Origin of the sequence: Amphibacillus sediminis NBRC 103570, assembly GCF_001552275.1 — a bacterium.
Lineage (GTDB): Bacteria > Bacillota > Bacilli > Bacillales > Amphibacillaceae > Amphibacillus_B > Amphibacillus_B sediminis.
The window spans coordinates 1-16280 of sequence record NZ_BCQW01000029.1 but is presented as its reverse complement, the minus strand read 5'-3'; the positions used below and the strand labels follow the sequence as shown (position 1 = coordinate 16280).

Here is a 16280-nt window from a genome sequence, read left to right as displayed (position 1 = left end):
GATGTTTCAGCGCAAAACTGAATAAATTAGGGTTGTAACTGTTAAATCAGGCAATACTTAATAAGTGATCGATCGCTTATTAAGTATTGCCTTTTTATATATAAAAAATCAAAAATTGAGGAGGCATAATGATGGGGAGATATGATCAACTTTCACATTTTATCATCGAAAATGTGGGTGGAAAGGATAACATTATCGGTGTAACACATTGTATGACAAGATTACGCTTTACTTTAAATGATTACAGTCTTGTAAACGCAACAAAATTAAAGGAGAACAATGAGATTGCAACAGCTCAAAAGGCAGGCGGGCAGTATCAAGTTGTGATCGGTACCCATGTGGGAGATGTCTACAATGAAATTCTGGACAAAATAGGTTCAGGAAAGACAATGGAGGCCGATGAAAAAAAAGGTGTTCTTAATTCGATTATCCAGATAATCACTAAAGTTATTACACCAATCTTGGGAGTATTACTGGCTAGTGGGTTAATTCAAGGGCTGCTTATGATCCTCACATTTACTGGTTTAGTGCAAGAAACAGATGGTGCTCATATTATTCTCAACGCTATGGGGCAAGCTATTTTTAGCTTTTTCCCTGTCATTCTAGGTTATACAAGTGCAAAGGCTTTTAAACTGGATCCAGCAATAGGGATCATTATTGGAGCAATAACCATTTTCCCTGGCTTAACAGAAAGTTTGGCTGGTGGTGAGGTCATGATGACTCTTTTCGAAGGCTCATTTATTGCTACCCCTGTTTACCAAACATTCTTTGGAATTCCGATTATGTTTCCTGAGATGGGCTATGGTTCAACTGTTATTCCAATTATCTTTATTGTGTTTATCGCGTCAAAAATTAATCAGTTTTTGAAAAAGAAGATTCCATCAGTGATGGCTTTTACGTTAGTTCCGTTTTTAACTATTTTAATTACTCTACCAATTTCTTTATTAATAATTGGACCAATTACAAACTTGCTAAGTGAGTTAATTTCAAATAGTGTGTCCACTCTTTATGGGATTTCATCAATTTTTACATCTTTTATTGTAGCACTTGTTTATCAACCTTTAGTTATTCTTGGGTTACATTGGCCATTGATTACACTTGGCTTGCAGAATTTTGGTATCCATGGTTTTGATTATATTTTACCAACATTATTTACCGCATCATTTGCTCAAACAGCTGTAGTTGCAGCCGTATACTTTAAAACTAAGTCAAGAGCGCAGAAGGAAATTGCCATTCCAGCACTGATTTCTGCATTATTTTGTATCATTGAACCTGCAATTTATGGCGTGACGCTACCAGTAAAAAAACGTTTTGCATTTTCAATGATTGGTGGAGCTATTGGCGGGACGTTTATTTCCGTGCTTGGCGCTAATATGTATGCAGGTGTTGTGGGGATTTTTGGTTTTGTTTCATTCCTAAATCCTGATGGCAGTTATTCAGGTCTGATCATTTCGATAATTGGTGTAGCGATTTCAATGATTATTTCGTTCTTGTTGACTTACTTCACTTTTGACGAAAAAATTGAATCAGGATCCGAGGAAACGGTGAGACGTGATAATTCTGGATTGGGAGAAGTAGTGATTGCTTCTCCGTTAAAAGGAAAAGTGACAAAGCTAGAAAATGCGACCGATTCTGCCTTTGCAAATGGACTACTAGGGAAAGGTATTTTATTTTATCCAGAAGGAAACCAAGTTGTAGCCCCTTTTGATGGGGAGATTACCACGATTTTCCCGACTGGCCATGCTGTAGGTATGACAAGTACGGATGGGCTTGAGCTTCTTATTCATGTTGGCAAAGACACAGTAAGATTAGAAGGAGAATATTTCAAGAAGCTAAAAGCACAAGGAGATTTTGTCAAAAAAGGTGAACCGATCATTGAGTTTGACTTAAAGGCATTGAAGGAAGCTAACGTTACTATTGAAACACCAGTAGTGATGACTAATTCAGATCAATACACTGATATTTTAATGACTGATGCTGATTTTATTGACTATTCAGGAGAATTGATGTCCGTTCAATTAAAGAGCGAAAGAGAAAATGTTAGTATCGGTGATTTAACCGAGGAGCGGGGGAGTTTAGTATGACGACAAATAATCAATTATTAAAGCGAATAAAAGGAATTTTGCTAGGAGGAGCGCTTGGCGATGCTTATGGGATGCCAACAGAGTTCTGGACCTATAATCAAATAAAAAGAAAGTTCCCAGATGGTATTCAAACTTTATTACCATCCTTAGAAAATCAACTAATTCCAAGAAGTTTACCAGCTGGTTCTATTACTGACGACACCATTAATACGGTGATGCTTCTAGAATCAATTGTTAAAAACCAAGGAAAATTAAATGCGATGGATTACATTAAGCATTTGTCAGAATGGATTTCAAATGCAGAGGATGCTAAGTTAGTCTCTGGTCCTTCAACATTACGCGCAATTCAAGCGATAAAAGAAGGAGCTTCTATTACAAAGGCAGGCTTTGGCAATACAACCAATGGTGCGGCAATGAAAATTTCACCGATCGGGCTTATTTCTGATTACAGACATTTAGATGAGCTAGTCAAGAATGTTTATGAAATTTGTTTACCGACGCATAATACGAGTATAGCTGTGTCGGGAGCGTCTGTTGTGGCAGCCTGTATTAGTTATGTTGCTGCTGGCGGGAAGGATATTGATGAGATTTGGGAACTTGCTGCTAACGTAGCAAATGAATCAAAAGGGGTTGGGGCAGAGTTTCCGAGTCCGGATCTATCCTTCCGCATTCAATATGCACGTGATATTGTCAATCATTGTTCTAAAACAGAGGCGATTAGACGCATTGTTAATGAATTGGGCACAGGTGTTGAAACGATTGAAACGATCCCAGCTGTTTTGGCGATTGTGCAACTTGCTAATGGAGATCCGGGCAAAGCTGCGAAAATGAGTGCGAGCTTAGGAGCAGACACAGACACGATCGGTGCTATCTCAACCAGTATTTGTGGAGGGATCAATCCATTTTTCGATGAGAATGACCTAGCATTAATTGAAGAGGTCAATGGTTTAGATATGGCTAAACTTGCAGAGAACATCCTACCGTTCTCACCGTATTTTGTTTAACATAGCCAGAGATCAGTCTAGCACTAACAAGGATGATGGTGAAAAGGTAACTGTTAATAATGCAAATTTTACACTTTCCATCACAATCAATTTAATTCCTGAAAGAATGTTTCATGTGTTAATTCCTCAAACAGGCAACATTATGGCAAAGGTAGCTTAGCTATATACATGGCTTCAAACCTAGCTGTAAGCATCAAGTGAAAGCAATGATGGTCACTTGACGCTTACAGCTTGCTTTTTGTTTTAATTAAATAAGTTATATTAACTGGAACTTTATATTTAACTTAATTCAATTATTTGGTATTGTATATGTGTAAAAATTGAAAAAATCAATCATTGAATTGTTTAAAGGAGTGGTATCTATTCACTTGATAAGTTTAACTAGAATAGGGGGGTTTAAAGGAGATAAAATGACGATGATATGCTTTCTGTTTAGGGTATGAAGGTGAGGAACAAGAGTTAAGTATACTATAAGAAATTGATGGTATAACAGTTTCTAATGATAAATATAATTTTTCAAAGCAAGCTGATAAAGTGAAACTTCGTTCAGTGGGGGTTTCGCATAGGATGTGCTAGGTCAGACGTTGCGACACGACGTCGTGAACTTAGTCAGCTTCCTCTCGCCCCACTGAACGTTACTTGAACCAATTGGACCGTTACTGGCTATTGAATCTCCCACTTAGACATGATGTTCCCTTATTTCTTGAACTAGGAGTCTTACAAAAGCCCTTCGATGGGGGAGTAATCGCAGGCTCCAGCGAGTTACACTGCGATAAAAAATGAAATAAGGGTAAAACAATGAAAAAAAAGATAGTGAATTTTCTAATCGATACAATGCAATATCCTTTATGGCTTCAATTGGTAATTATTGTCCCTATCTTTTTTACCCTATCTTTTGGTCTCTTTAACTTATTAAGACTGTTAGGCATATGTATATATAAATCAAAAGACGATTATTATGAAAGTGATCATGATCCTTTAACCATGAAAAAAGTGTTAGGTAGATCGCTTTTGGTAACATTTTGTTTGCTAGGCATCTACTTCACCCCTTATTTTTCTGGCTAGCTGTGCCTTTCAAACAACAGGATATAATGTGCTTTCAAGGAGATCAGTCTCAGCTAACGAGCTGGTTTTCTTAGATGAATAAATTGGTGAATAAGGTGAAGGTGAGAAATGACTAATTCAGCTAGAGCTATTTTGCTACATTGGTCCTGATTATATCTGTTGAATCACAAAAAGGTTCTGGGAATTAAAATTCCTATGGACCTTTTTATAATGTAGTATCAACAGCTATAGTAGTTAACCAAAATGTCCTAGTATGGTTTGTTTTAACTCGAGTTGTAATTTTTTTATTGATCTTAATTAAAACGCTTACATTAATGGAATATATGGAGCCATGCTACGTATACGTATAAAAGAGATAGGGGGTGATTGAGTTATTTTTTGTACAAAAAATAAGATAGTGTTTCAAACACTAACCAAAATGAGAGGAGAATAACGATGAAAAGACAAGTCGAACTGGGTGTATTTACCATGATTGTTATGTTCGGCATTTTTTTATTTCCTAAAATTGAGAATGCTGCTAGTCTGAACATACCTCACTTCCAAAATGTTAGTGTGCATGATCCTTCTGTTATAAAGGTTGATGATACGTTTTATGTCTTTGGCTCACACTTAGCTGCTGCTAAATCGACTAATCTAATGCAGTGGCAGCAAATTAGCACAAGTGTTTCTAGAGCAAACCCATTATTTGAGGATGTTTTTGCAGAGTTAGAAGAAGCATTTACATGGGCTAATACGAATACATTGTGGGCTGCAGACGTCACTCAGGTGGGTGATAAATACTACATGTATTATAATGCATGCGAGGGAAGTTCGCCACGGTCTGCAATGGGGCTAGCGGTAGCTGACCATATAGAGGGACCTTATGTTAACCAAGGTATCTTTTTGAAATCAGGTATGTGGGGTGAGCTAAGTCCTGATGGAACCATTTATGACCCGACGATACATCCTAATGCCATTGATCCGCATGCTTTTTTTGATGCTGACGGGAGATTTTGGCTTTTATATGGCTCGTACTCAGGCGGCATTTTTATTCTAGAACTCGATCCAGTCGAAGGGATACCCTTTGAAGGACAGGGTTACGGTAAGCACTTAATTGGTGGCAACCATGTTCGAATTGAAGGACCATACATGCAGTATGATGCAAGTACAGGTTATTATTATTTACATCTTACCTATGGTGGATTAGATGCTGCCGGTGGGTATAATATGCGTGTAATGAGATCAAGAAACCCCGATGGGCCATTCGTAGATGCTGTAGGTAATCGTATGGATCAAGTAAGAGGCCCTAATGGCTCATTCTTTGACGATAGAGCTATAGAGCCTTATGGTGTAAAACTAATGGGTAATTTCTTTTTTGAACGGTATCCAGGGGAACCTGGGACTGGTCGGGGTACAGGTTATATTTCTCCAGGGCATAATTCGGTGTATACAGAAGAAAATGGAGAGAGTTTTATTTTCTTCCATACCCGCTTTCCTGGTCGTGGTGAAGCTCATGAAGTCAGAGTACACCGTCTAATTATGAATAGAGCAGGTTGGCCTATCATTGCACCTTATCGTTATGCAGGTGAAAGCATCGAATCAGTAGGATGGGGGGACGTTGTAGGAACTTATAAATTTATTAACCATGGTCTAGCCATATCTGCCGATGTTCAACACTCGAGTTTAATTGAACTTCATGCGAACGGGGCGGTATCTGGTGCGGCTACTGGTTATTGGTGGTTGTCAGGTGATTATTATATTACACTTAATTTAACAGATGGCTTTTATGAAGGTGTTGCTCTTAGACAATGGAATGAGACACTGCAAAAACACGGCCTTGTTTTTTCTGCAATAGGTAACAACAATATGACGATAGTAGGAAGCAAAACAACCAGTTTAGATACAAACGGTGCAGCAAATTAAAAAAATCTAATTGTTACGCCTTTTTAGCTGTTTGCTGTGACATCTGCGGTTTAGTCTGCTCTACTAGTCAAGTTTGGAAAACATACGATAATAGTGGGCAATGGAATGACATTGTCCACTGTTTTCCTTTTAGGATATAGTGAGAGGTAAAAGAAAGTCCGACCGGCCCGATTATGCTTTTGGCAGAATGTTATATGTAGTATAGCTTTGAAGCGATTAGCTAATTGACTTGACGAACATAGAAAAACACCGCTTCGTTTGGTAAAGTATCGTGCGAACAATCACTACCACACAGAAGAGGCGTCTCTCAATGATAGATCAATAACAGCCATTTGCCCAACTGCCAAATGAAATCAATCTAAGTAGATTTAGATTCTCTAGAAGAATATAAAGATGAAGAATGGTTTTGCAAATTGTTCATCATTTGTGCTGAAAAATATTGAAAAATTATGCCACTGCCCTTTTTACTTCTGAATAAGATTCAAGTCCTAGCGATGGTGCCAGATAGGTACTGATACCATTTACAGAAGTTAATTTAAATGATTTAACAAATTTTTTTCTATCACTTCATTAATCTTGCCGGCACCGACTGATTGGTTTGAACAGACTACGACACGCTTAGCTAAGGTTGGATAATAGCTAGCATGAAAGCTTACTCCAGGATCATAGCCCATAATATGATACTTAAGTATTTCTCCATTCACGTCCTTATCGATCCACAATCCGTAACCGTAATAAGTCTGGCCATCGACATGAACATGTGGTGTGAGTATTGTTCTTGTCATTGATGCTGTCAATAGTTTTTCTTCAATAAGCCCTATCAATAATCGATCAACATCCCTAGTGGTCAGATAGGCGCCGCCATCAGAACCCCCCACTACAGGTAGGGCATAAATATTTGTCCGCCATGATCCATCAGGATTTTCAATATACCCTAATGCCGTATTTTGGGGTAGATGATCGAAAGCGAAATAGCCAGATTGATCCATGTTAAGTGATGAGAAAATATGTTTTACTACATAATCAGCAAAAGACATACCTGATACTTGTTCAACAATTAATCCTAATAATATATAGCCACCGTTATTGTAGTGAAACCGCTCTCCTGGAGAAAATTTCATAGGTTGGTTCTCGAACAACGGTAGAAAATCTGTTAGCTTCCTTAGTAAATACATCGGCTGCTTGACCCATAATTGTTCAAAATCATCCATCATTTCTTCATCGAAATAGTCGGGTACACCTGAACAATGAGTCAGTAGCTGATGGACTGATACCGAAGAATCAATCTGTTCAAAGTTAAGCTTTAAACAATCCCTTAATGTCGTATTAAATGTTAACTGCCCACGATCCACTAGCTGGCAAATAGCTATTGCTGTTATTAGCTTACAGCCTGAAGCGATACCAAACCTTGTTGTTGCTTGATTGGGTAACTGTTCAGAACGGTTAGCATAACCTAACGAAAAGTTAATTTCCTTATCCTTATTTTTGACCAATATACTTCCAGAGAAATTCATTTCATTTGCTTTTAATTTGATGTCATGCAATAAATTTGATCCCAACTTCATCCGTCCCTTTTCTTTATTTAATCGTTAATGTTTTGTTTCATCCTCTAGCAAAAATCACTCTAAATTCCTTTACAACAAAATCATACCTTGAAACATATAGCCGAAAAGCATCACTATTTCTCCAAGATCGAAATTGGCAATGATTTTCATTTTGCTTTGGTAGTATCTAAGCACATGCATATAAGGTAGCATACCATGACCTACTTAATAAAAGAAACATTTATCGCAGTGTAGCTTTCAGTAAGACTCCCACATCAAGAAATAAGGGAACAGGTCATGTCTAGTGGGAGATCCAACAGCAAGTAACGGCCCGATTGGTTCAACTAATGTTCAGTGGGGGAGAGAGGAAGCTGACTAAGTTCGCGACGTTGTGTTGAAACGTCTGCACGAGCACATCCTATGTGTCGAAACCCCCACTGAACGAAGTTTCACTTTATTATCCTACATACATATCAGCAAAAAAGAAATGAAGTATATTATTTAAATCGTAATCGTTACTATTTACATTTAACGAAAAATAAACTATAATACGTAATGATTACGATTTAATTTCATTCAGAAAATTTTCTCCCTTCTATAAGTGGTGAGGGAAATGCCTTTGTTTCCTATGGGGCTTCAAACCCTAGCGGAATAAAATTAAATTCTCCGACGGATGCCACAGATCAGCGGAAATGTATTGACCGAAAGCTCAATAAAATATAGGCGCAAATAGGCCAAGGCATTTGATTTCAGAAAGGCAGATAAATATTATTATTTAAAGGAGTAAGATCAAAATGGCTAAAAAGTCCAAAATTGCAAAAGAGAAAAAGCGTCAGAAAATGGTTGAACAATATGCAGCTTTAAGAAGAGAGCTAAAAGCTAAGGGAGATTACGAAGCGCTTCGTAAATTACCACGAGACTCTTCTCCAACCCGTGTAACAAATCGCTGCGAAGTAACCGGTAGACCACGTGGGTATATGCGTAAATTTAACATGTCTCGTATTGCATTTAGAGAATATGCTCATAAAGGACAAATACCAGGCGTGAAAAAGTCCAGTTGGTAATAGATTGTATGGGGACATGGCATCATGTTCCCTGTCTTATTTTTATCGCAGTATAACTGGCTGGGGCTGCGATTACTCGCCCCATCGAAGGGCTTTTGTAAGACTCTCACTTGAAGAAATAAGTGAACACGTCATGTCTAAGTGGGAGATCCAACAGCCAGTAACGGCCCGATTGGTTCAACTAACGTTCAGTGGTGAGAGAGGAACTAAGTTCGCCGACGTCGTGTCGCAACGTCTGCACGAGCACATCCTATGCGTCGACCCCACTGAACGAAGTTTCACTTTATAAAGACTGTTCAAAAGCTAACAACGGCAGTTCCCCTTGTTGGGGCGTGTTTGCGCTATTCGCGTATTTAAAGGCAGACGCTATCTTGCTCAACCAGTGTTACCACGATCTACTGGCATCAAATTTGATATTTTTGAACACGAAATAATCTAAACAAAATTTTACCGGTATTAACGCGTAACCCAACTAGTAAAAAGCAAACAATGATTTAGGAGGAAAACCACGTTGCCGATAGAACAAACGATTCCCGTAACGATTCTAACAGGCTTTTTAGGTGCGGGTAAAACAACATTGCTGAACAACTTATTAAAGGATATCCCTGAGCAAAACGTTGCAGTGATCATTAATGAATTTGGTGATACATCGATTGATAGTCACTTAGTGGTATCGACCAAAGAAGAAATGATTGAGATTAACAGTGGTTGCATTTGCTGTAATGTACGGGGCGATTTAATCCGGATACTGAAAAACCTTATCCGGCAAGAAGAGCAAATCGATCGCATTATCATTGAAACCACAGGGATGGCAAATCCTGCGCCGGTCATCCAAACCTTTTTAATGGATGAAAAAACAGCAGAGGCATTTGAAATCGATAGCGTCATCACCATGGTGGATGCTAAGCATATTTGGCAGCATTTAAAGGAAGAAGAGCCTGGACAACAAATCGCTTTTGCAGATGTTTTACTTTTAAATAAGATCGACTTAATTTCAGATGAGGAAAAACAAGTATTGGAACAAGAACTGACTAAGATGAATCCACATGCGAAGCGGATTTACACAACGTATGCCAATGCAGATGTTCAAGATTTAATTGGAAAAAAATCCTTTGATTTAACTAGTGTATTAAAGGTCGACCCAAATTTGTTGGCTAATACACATCACCACCATCACAATAGTGAAGTGACCTCGTTTGTTTTTAAAGATGAACGTCCACTTGACCTAGACAAAGTAAATAAATGGTTCGCCTATTTAGTCCGGATTAAAGGAGAAAAATTATTTCGCTATAAAGGTGTGCTCAACATTAAGCAACTTGAGAATAGAGTTGTTTTTCAAGGTGTACATATGCTTTTTGCTGGTACAGAGGGCTCTCGTTGGGGTAATAATGAAAAGCGTCAAAGCGAGCTTGTATTTATTGGAAAGCAGTTGGACTATCAGGAACTAGAAACAGGCTTTCAATATTGTCTAGCTTAAATTTTTTTAATATATAAATCGTAATTATTATGATTTAAGGGGCGATAACTGTGAATAAGAGCTATGATCTGATTTTTGCACTACTTGGTGTCTAAGGTTACGGCTTCGTTAATCACCCCGTTGCACCTTAATCTGCTGCTTCTAAATTCGGTTTTTTGAAAATTTATCATGATCGAGGAGGAAAACATATGAAAAAGATCCCTGTTACTGTATTAAGTGGTTATTTAGGTGCAGGTAAAACAACGTTATTGAATCATGTTTTACATAATCGTGAAGGATTGAAGGTAGCGGTAATTGTCAATGATATGAGTGAAGTGAATATTGACAGTGAATTAGTTCAATCGCAAGGTGGCTTTTCCCGTACAGAAGAAAAATTAGTCGAAATGTCTAATGGGTGTATTTGCTGTACATTACGTGAGGATTTATTAGTTGAAGTGGAGAAGCTCGTCAAAAAAGGTGATATTGATTATATTTTGATTGAGTCATCCGGAATTAGTGAGCCCATCCCAGTAGCACAAACCTTCTCTTATATTGATGAGACAATGGGTATTGATTTAACGAAATATTGTCGCTTAGATACGATGGTTACCGTTGTTGATGCTAACCGTTTCTGGCATGATTTTGGTTCAGGAGATAGTCTTCTTGAGAGACAGCAAGCAACTGCAGAGGAAGATGATCGCAATATCGCTGATTTATTACTCGATCAAATTGAATTTTGTAATGTTCTGCTCTTAAATAAAACAGATTTAGTCCAAGAGGAAGATTTACAAAAGCTAGAGCGTGTCATACGTACCTTACAGCCGGAAGCAAAAATTATTCGTACCCAACATAGTAAGATAGATCCGAACAAAATCTTAAATACACGTTCATTTGACTTTGAACAAGCTAGTCAATCAGCAGGATGGTTGAAGGAGCTTAATGCAGGAGTAGAAAATCATACACCGGAGACAGAAGAATACGGGATTGGTTCATTTGTCTATCAATCAAGACTTCCTTTCCATACGGAACGATTAGTTAGCTGGTACAACAATTTACCGAAAGAGATTGTTCGACTAAAAGGTGTGATGTGGTGTGCGACACATAATGACATGGCATTATTGTTATCACAAGCAGGTCCTTCAGTAAATGTTGAGCCATTAGCCTATTGGGTCGCTTCATTACCGAAAGAACGACAACAACAATTGTTGAGAGCTAACCCTGAGGTTAAGGATTTATGGGACCCTATATTTGGTGATCGCCATACGAAGCTAGTTTTCATTGGAATGGACTTAGATGTTGAGGAGATAACAAGTGAGTTAGATCGGTGTCTTTTAACTGAGTCAGAAATGGCTGATGACTGGTCACAATATAGAGATCCATTTAATTGGAGAATTTCATAATCGGGGTGAAGAGCGGTGATTTTATCAGGACAAACAATTAAGCAATGTATTGATGATGAGCGGATTTTAGTTACACCTTTTAAAGAAAAAAGCATACAACCAGCTTCCATTGACCTTTGTCTAGGTGATCATTTTTTAGTAGTAGATGACCTGTCTAGCCCTTTATTATCTGTTGACAAGTCGGCAAGCTATCATGAAATGCTCGTTCCGGAAGGAGAAGTCATTACAATACCACCTAAAACGTTTATGTTAGGAACGACATTAGAGCAAATTCGCTTACCTAACGATTTAACAGCATTTGTCGAGGGCAGAAGTTCGATAGGCAGACTTGGTGTTTTTATTCAAAATGCAGGTTGGATTGACCCAGGCTTCTCCGGACAGATCACATTGGAATTATTTAATGCCAATCGTGTTCCTGTTCAATTAAAGGTTGGCATGCGGGTGTGTCAATTAGTCATTGCAGAGGTCGATCAAGCAACAGAGGGTTATCGTGGTAAATATTTATATCAAATCGGAGCGACATCGAGTCGGGTTTATATGGACAGAGAGGCGGAAAAGGAATGAGTAAAAAAATCCCTGTTACCGTATTAAGTGGTTTTTTTAGGTGCTGGTAAAACAACTTTGCTTAATCATCTTCTTAGCAATCAGCATGGCTTAAAGATAGCTATCATTGTTAATGACATGAGTGAGATTAATGTGGATGCAAAACTAGTCAAAGAGGGCGGTTTTGTCAGAACAGAAGAAAATATCGTTGAGATGACCAATGGCTGTATTTGCTGTACATTACGAGAGGATTTAGTCGTCGAGTTAGAGAAATTGGCCAAGCTAGATATTGACTATGTTTTAATTGAATCAAGCGGTGTTTCTGAACCGATTCCAGTAGCTCAAAGTTTTGTCTATTATGATGAACAACTAGGAATAGACTTAAATACCTTGTTCCAGCTTGATACCTTGGTAACGGTCGTCAATGGTCAACAATTTTGGTTGGATTATCAATCAGAGGATTTATTAATTGACCGACAAATGCAGGTTTCTGATAATGATGAAAGAGGAATTGTTGATCTACTGATTGATCAAATTGAATTTGCTAATGTCATCGTCTTAAATAAAATAGACCAGCTTTCAAGTGAAGAAGTCACAGAGTTGAAGAGTCTGCTTCAGAAGCTAAATCCAGAAGCGGAAATTGTCCCAACTAGCTTTGGCCAAATTGACCCATTACAAGTATTGAACACGAATCAATTTGATTTTGACAAGGCAAGTCAAGGGGCAGGCTGGATTAAGGAATTAAATGAAGAGCATATACCGGAAACAGAAGAATATGGGATAAGCTCATTCGTTTATAGAAGCAGGCGACCATTTCATCCAGAACGATTTTATCAATGGCTGGAAAACTGGCCAAAAGAAATTATTCGTTCAAAAGGCTTTTTCTGGTTAGTTACGAGAAATGAGCTAGCAGGTTTGTTGTCACAGGCTGGATCGATGATAACATTAGAAGGGGCTGGTAGATGGCTAGCTAGCTATTCCCAAGAGGAACAAGAAGAGTTAAAGGTACAAGATCCAGTCTTGTTTGAAGAATGGGATCCACAGACTGGAGATAGAATGACAGAGCTAGTTTTCATTGGAAGTGGCATGGATAAGCAGCAGATCATAGACTCATTAAATCAATGTTTATTAACGGACGAAGAAGCAAAAAGGCCCACTAACACTTTTAACGACCCATTACCGGAATTTGCTGTCGAGTAAACGTCCAGTCGATTAAATATTTACAGAAGAGGAGATGCTGTGCTGTAATGCCAGTGTTTCCTTATCCTTTTAATTTAGAAAGTACTAATTTAACTTCATTCAGTAGAACTCCGATAGGTGGTGAGAGGAAGGCCTATTTGTATTCCATTCAATTGGGGTTCAAACCTCGACTGAAACAAATTAAAGCCTTGGCGGATGCCAGAGATTCTCAGCTGAAATTTATCGGTGAAGCTCGATAAAATCTGGGCGCAAATACGTCAAGACGCATTTGATCAGTGATGTTCAAGAAACGGAAAAGGCTGGTTCTGATCAAGAGAGGTAACCGATGAACCTCCATTTTTGTTTGATTAAATTTGGTTTGACTGATTGAAGATCACTATTATGTACCTGAGTCATCTTATTTGCAATATGGCTTTAAATCACTTATTATGGATATTGCGGGTCCGTAATAGGGGTCGCTTCTGATAAAGGAGGGGACAACTATGCAGTTTTCTAAAAGCACTGATTATGCTTTACACGCCTTAATACATCTGGCTCAGGCAGAGAGCCATAAAAACATTGGGGTCAGGGAGTTATCTACAATCCTTAGTGTTTCAGAAAGCTACTTGTCCAAAATTATGGCTAAGATGAGGAAGGATGGCATTGTACGTGCTGTACCTGGGGTAAAAGGTGGCTATGAGCTCGCCAAATCAGCTGAGAATATAACCTTTCTTGAGGTTATTCAGGCTATCGAAGGTAGACAGCAGATGTTCGAATGCTCTAATTTGAACTCAAAACAGCATCAGTTATTAGCGGAACTGAATCGTACTGAGCGAAGTACAAAGACGAAGACGACTGATCGCGGTGAATGTTTGGTTAAAAAAGTGATGGATGGTGCTGAACAGCACTTGCATCAATACTTACGAGAGCATACGATTCAGTCCGTCTTGGACCAGGCTATTAAGCATTGTGGCCATTCGACTAACAAGAAGTAATGCACTTCTTGTATTCTAATTATGGATATAAAAGATCTACGAAGGGTGAGATTAATAATGGAAAAACAGATTCTCGATGTAGCAATTATTGGCGGAGGTCCAGCAGGATTAAATGCAGCTTTAGTTTTAGGGAGAGCAAGGAAGAATATTGCAGTGATTGATGAAGGTCGTCCTCGTAATGCGGTCACTCGAGCGTCGCATGGATTTCTTACTCGAGACGGGATAACTCCTAGTGAATTTCGATCGTTGGCCAAGGATGAGATAAGCGTATATCCATCAGTATCCCTGATCGAGGATAGCGTGATATCAATTGAAGGAAGCGACGGTCAGTTTCAAATTGTAACTAAGCAAGGAAGAAACTTTACAAGTAAAAAAATACTGTTTGCAGTCGGAATGAAGGATCAGCCACTCGCTATACCAGGGCTGACCGAGGTCTATGGTAAAAGCGCCTTCGTTTGCCCATATTGCGATGGGTGGGAATTGCGAGATAAACCACTCGTTATTATTAATAAGGGAGCAGAGCTGATGCATTTTGCTCCACTCATATCTGGATGGACGAACCATTTTACGATTTGTACAAATGGTCCTGATCAACTGACTGATGACCAACGCAAGGAGCTCCAGCAACATCAAGTACCTCTGTTTAATTCGGTAATTAAACACATCGACTCAAATGACGGAATCGTCCAGCAAGTTGTGCTCGAAGATGGAACGACTATCCCCTGTCGAGGAATCTTTTTTAAGCCTGAACTAATGACAGGGTCGAATTTGCCCCAAGTGCTGGGCTGTGACATCACAGAAACAGGAATGATTGTTACCGATGATTTTGGAAGAACGACTATTCCAGGAGTATATAGTGCCGGAGATGCAGCATCAAAACTTTATCAGACGATTGCGGCTGCTTCTATGGGTGCCTTTACAGCAGCAGCGATTAACAATGAACTTAATAACGAGGCATGGAGTGCTAAGTTATGATAAAAAGTCAACTTTAATGAAGGTGGTTGAATTGTATGAAGAAAATAAAATATAGTTCTGATGAGATGTTCACTAAAAAGGTTGAATTCCTTGAAAATCCTGAAAAACGAGGAGATATTCCGCCAGAACAGCTACTAAATTTGCTTCCTATTAACAAAAATATTAAAGTCATAGATCTTGGGGCAGGTACAGGGTATTTGACAATCCCAACTGCAAAAATGGTAGAGGGCCCTGTTTATGCACTGGACATAGATGCAAAAATGTTAGCCGTTATCAATGAAAAAGCAAGAAAGGAAAACATCACAAATATCCAAATAGTTAGAGGCAGTATCGAGAATATTCCTTTACCTGATCATTCAATTGACTTGGCACTAGCTTCACTAGTGCTACATGAGATTGAACCTTTAGCTCATTCGCTTGAACGTATTAATCAAGTGCTTAAACCTGGTGGTTATCTGGTATGTGTAGAATTTGAAAAGGAAGATGAACCCAATCATACTCATCCGAGAATTGCTTCAACGATTATGGAGCAAGAAATCAAGAATGCAGGACTAAGTATTACGCAAATTTTACATCCCAAAGATAGTATTTACATGATCATCGCTAGGAAAAATGTGTAGTTACTACTGTGGGGTAAATGACTAGTATGGCTATTAAGTTGGCTATCATCGCTTTGGATAATCAGATATATGAAAATACTTGAAATGCACTCCTGTATGATAGAATGTGAGAAATTTGTTCGATCTTAGATGGTCTAAGCTTCTTAAAGCTTTCTCTCAAATTCTTTGAAATGACTAATTCGCAATTGAAAAGAAATGTCTCTTAAACTGATTTCTTACGAGACAGAGGCATTCGCTTGTTTAATTAAATTGGCGTTAAACAGATAAACTTAGCAAGCAAGCAGGTTGCAGATGTTCGGAAATCGCTCATCATGAGTATACTGAGCGAAAGCGGTCTAGTTTGCTTGCCTGATAAATCCAAAGAAAACTACTCTTAAATGCTATACTCCCAATAAAGTAGTCTAGAAGGTTTTTGTTTTTTCTAGTGTCTAACTTTATTGAGAGTATAG

General features: G+C 38.5%; 12 protein-coding genes. 11 read left to right on the top strand and 1 reads right to left on the bottom strand.

Annotated elements, in window-relative coordinates; genetic code table 11:
- The first annotated feature begins 131 nt into the window (after positions 1–131).
- The 3 genes from ASE01S_RS13455 (at position 132) to ASE01S_RS13440 (ending at position 6055) form a co-directional block, all read left to right on the top strand.
- The gene (locus ASE01S_RS13455; RefSeq protein WP_067843445.1) at positions 132–2084 is read left to right on the top strand and encodes a beta-glucoside-specific PTS transporter subunit IIABC; all 1953 of its coding nucleotides are present in this window, start codon (positions 132–134) and stop codon (positions 2082–2084) included.
- Positions 2081–3088, top strand: a complete 1008-nt coding sequence (locus ASE01S_RS13450; protein WP_067843442.1) for an ADP-ribosylglycohydrolase family protein — start codon at positions 2081–2083, stop codon at positions 3086–3088. Before ASE01S_RS13455 ends, ASE01S_RS13450 begins: the two co-directional genes overlap by 4 nt.
- A gap of 1500 nt (positions 3089–4588) precedes the next feature.
- Positions 4589–6055, top strand: a complete 1467-nt coding sequence (locus ASE01S_RS13440; protein WP_373277961.1) for a glycoside hydrolase family 43 protein — start codon at positions 4589–4591, stop codon at positions 6053–6055.
- Between the two features lie 530 nt (positions 6056–6585).
- Here ASE01S_RS13440 and ASE01S_RS13435 read toward each other — a convergent pair.
- Positions 6586–7614, bottom strand: a complete 1029-nt coding sequence (locus ASE01S_RS13435) for a serine hydrolase domain-containing protein (RefSeq protein WP_373277960.1) — start codon at positions 7612–7614, stop codon at positions 6586–6588.
- A 779-nt stretch (positions 7615–8393) separates the two neighbouring features.
- On the opposite strand from ASE01S_RS13435, the gene rpsN reads away from it, so the two are divergent.
- From rpsN to ASE01S_RS13390, 8 genes are all read left to right on the top strand, one after another.
- The gene (rpsN, locus tag ASE01S_RS13430) at positions 8394–8663 is read left to right on the top strand and encodes a 30S ribosomal protein S14 (protein ID WP_067843432.1); all 270 of its coding nucleotides are present in this window, start codon (positions 8394–8396) and stop codon (positions 8661–8663) included.
- A 511-nt stretch (positions 8664–9174) separates the two neighbouring features.
- Positions 9175–10140 (top strand): CobW family GTP-binding protein, encoded by a 966-nt coding sequence (locus ASE01S_RS13425; RefSeq protein ID WP_067843430.1) that lies wholly within the window; start codon positions 9175–9177, stop codon positions 10138–10140.
- A gap of 188 nt (positions 10141–10328) precedes the next feature.
- Positions 10329–11519 (top strand): GTP-binding protein, encoded by a 1191-nt coding sequence (locus ASE01S_RS13420; protein ID WP_067843427.1) that lies wholly within the window; start codon positions 10329–10331, stop codon positions 11517–11519.
- 15 nt (positions 11520–11534) lie between these two features.
- The gene (gene dcd / locus ASE01S_RS13415; RefSeq protein WP_067843424.1) at positions 11535–12083 is read left to right on the top strand and encodes a dCTP deaminase; all 549 of its coding nucleotides are present in this window, start codon (positions 11535–11537) and stop codon (positions 12081–12083) included.
- A gap of 27 nt (positions 12084–12110) precedes the next feature.
- Positions 12111–13262: a GTP-binding protein gene (locus tag ASE01S_RS13410; RefSeq protein ID WP_306303221.1), complete on the top strand. Its 1152-nt coding sequence runs from the start codon at positions 12111–12113 to the stop codon at positions 13260–13262.
- A gap of 482 nt (positions 13263–13744) precedes the next feature.
- Complete coding sequence (locus ASE01S_RS13400) at positions 13745–14236, top strand: RrF2 family transcriptional regulator (RefSeq protein WP_067843418.1); 492 nt, start codon at positions 13745–13747, stop codon at positions 14234–14236.
- 57 nt (positions 14237–14293) lie between these two features.
- Positions 14294–15211, top strand: coding sequence for an NAD(P)/FAD-dependent oxidoreductase (locus ASE01S_RS13395; protein ID WP_067843415.1), 918 nt, complete (start codon positions 14294–14296; stop codon positions 15209–15211).
- 35 nt (positions 15212–15246) lie between these two features.
- A complete protein-coding gene (locus ASE01S_RS13390; protein WP_067843413.1) occupies positions 15247–15831 on the top strand; it encodes a class I SAM-dependent methyltransferase in 585 nt (194 codons plus the stop codon).
- Positions 15832–16280: the final 449 nt, after the last annotated feature.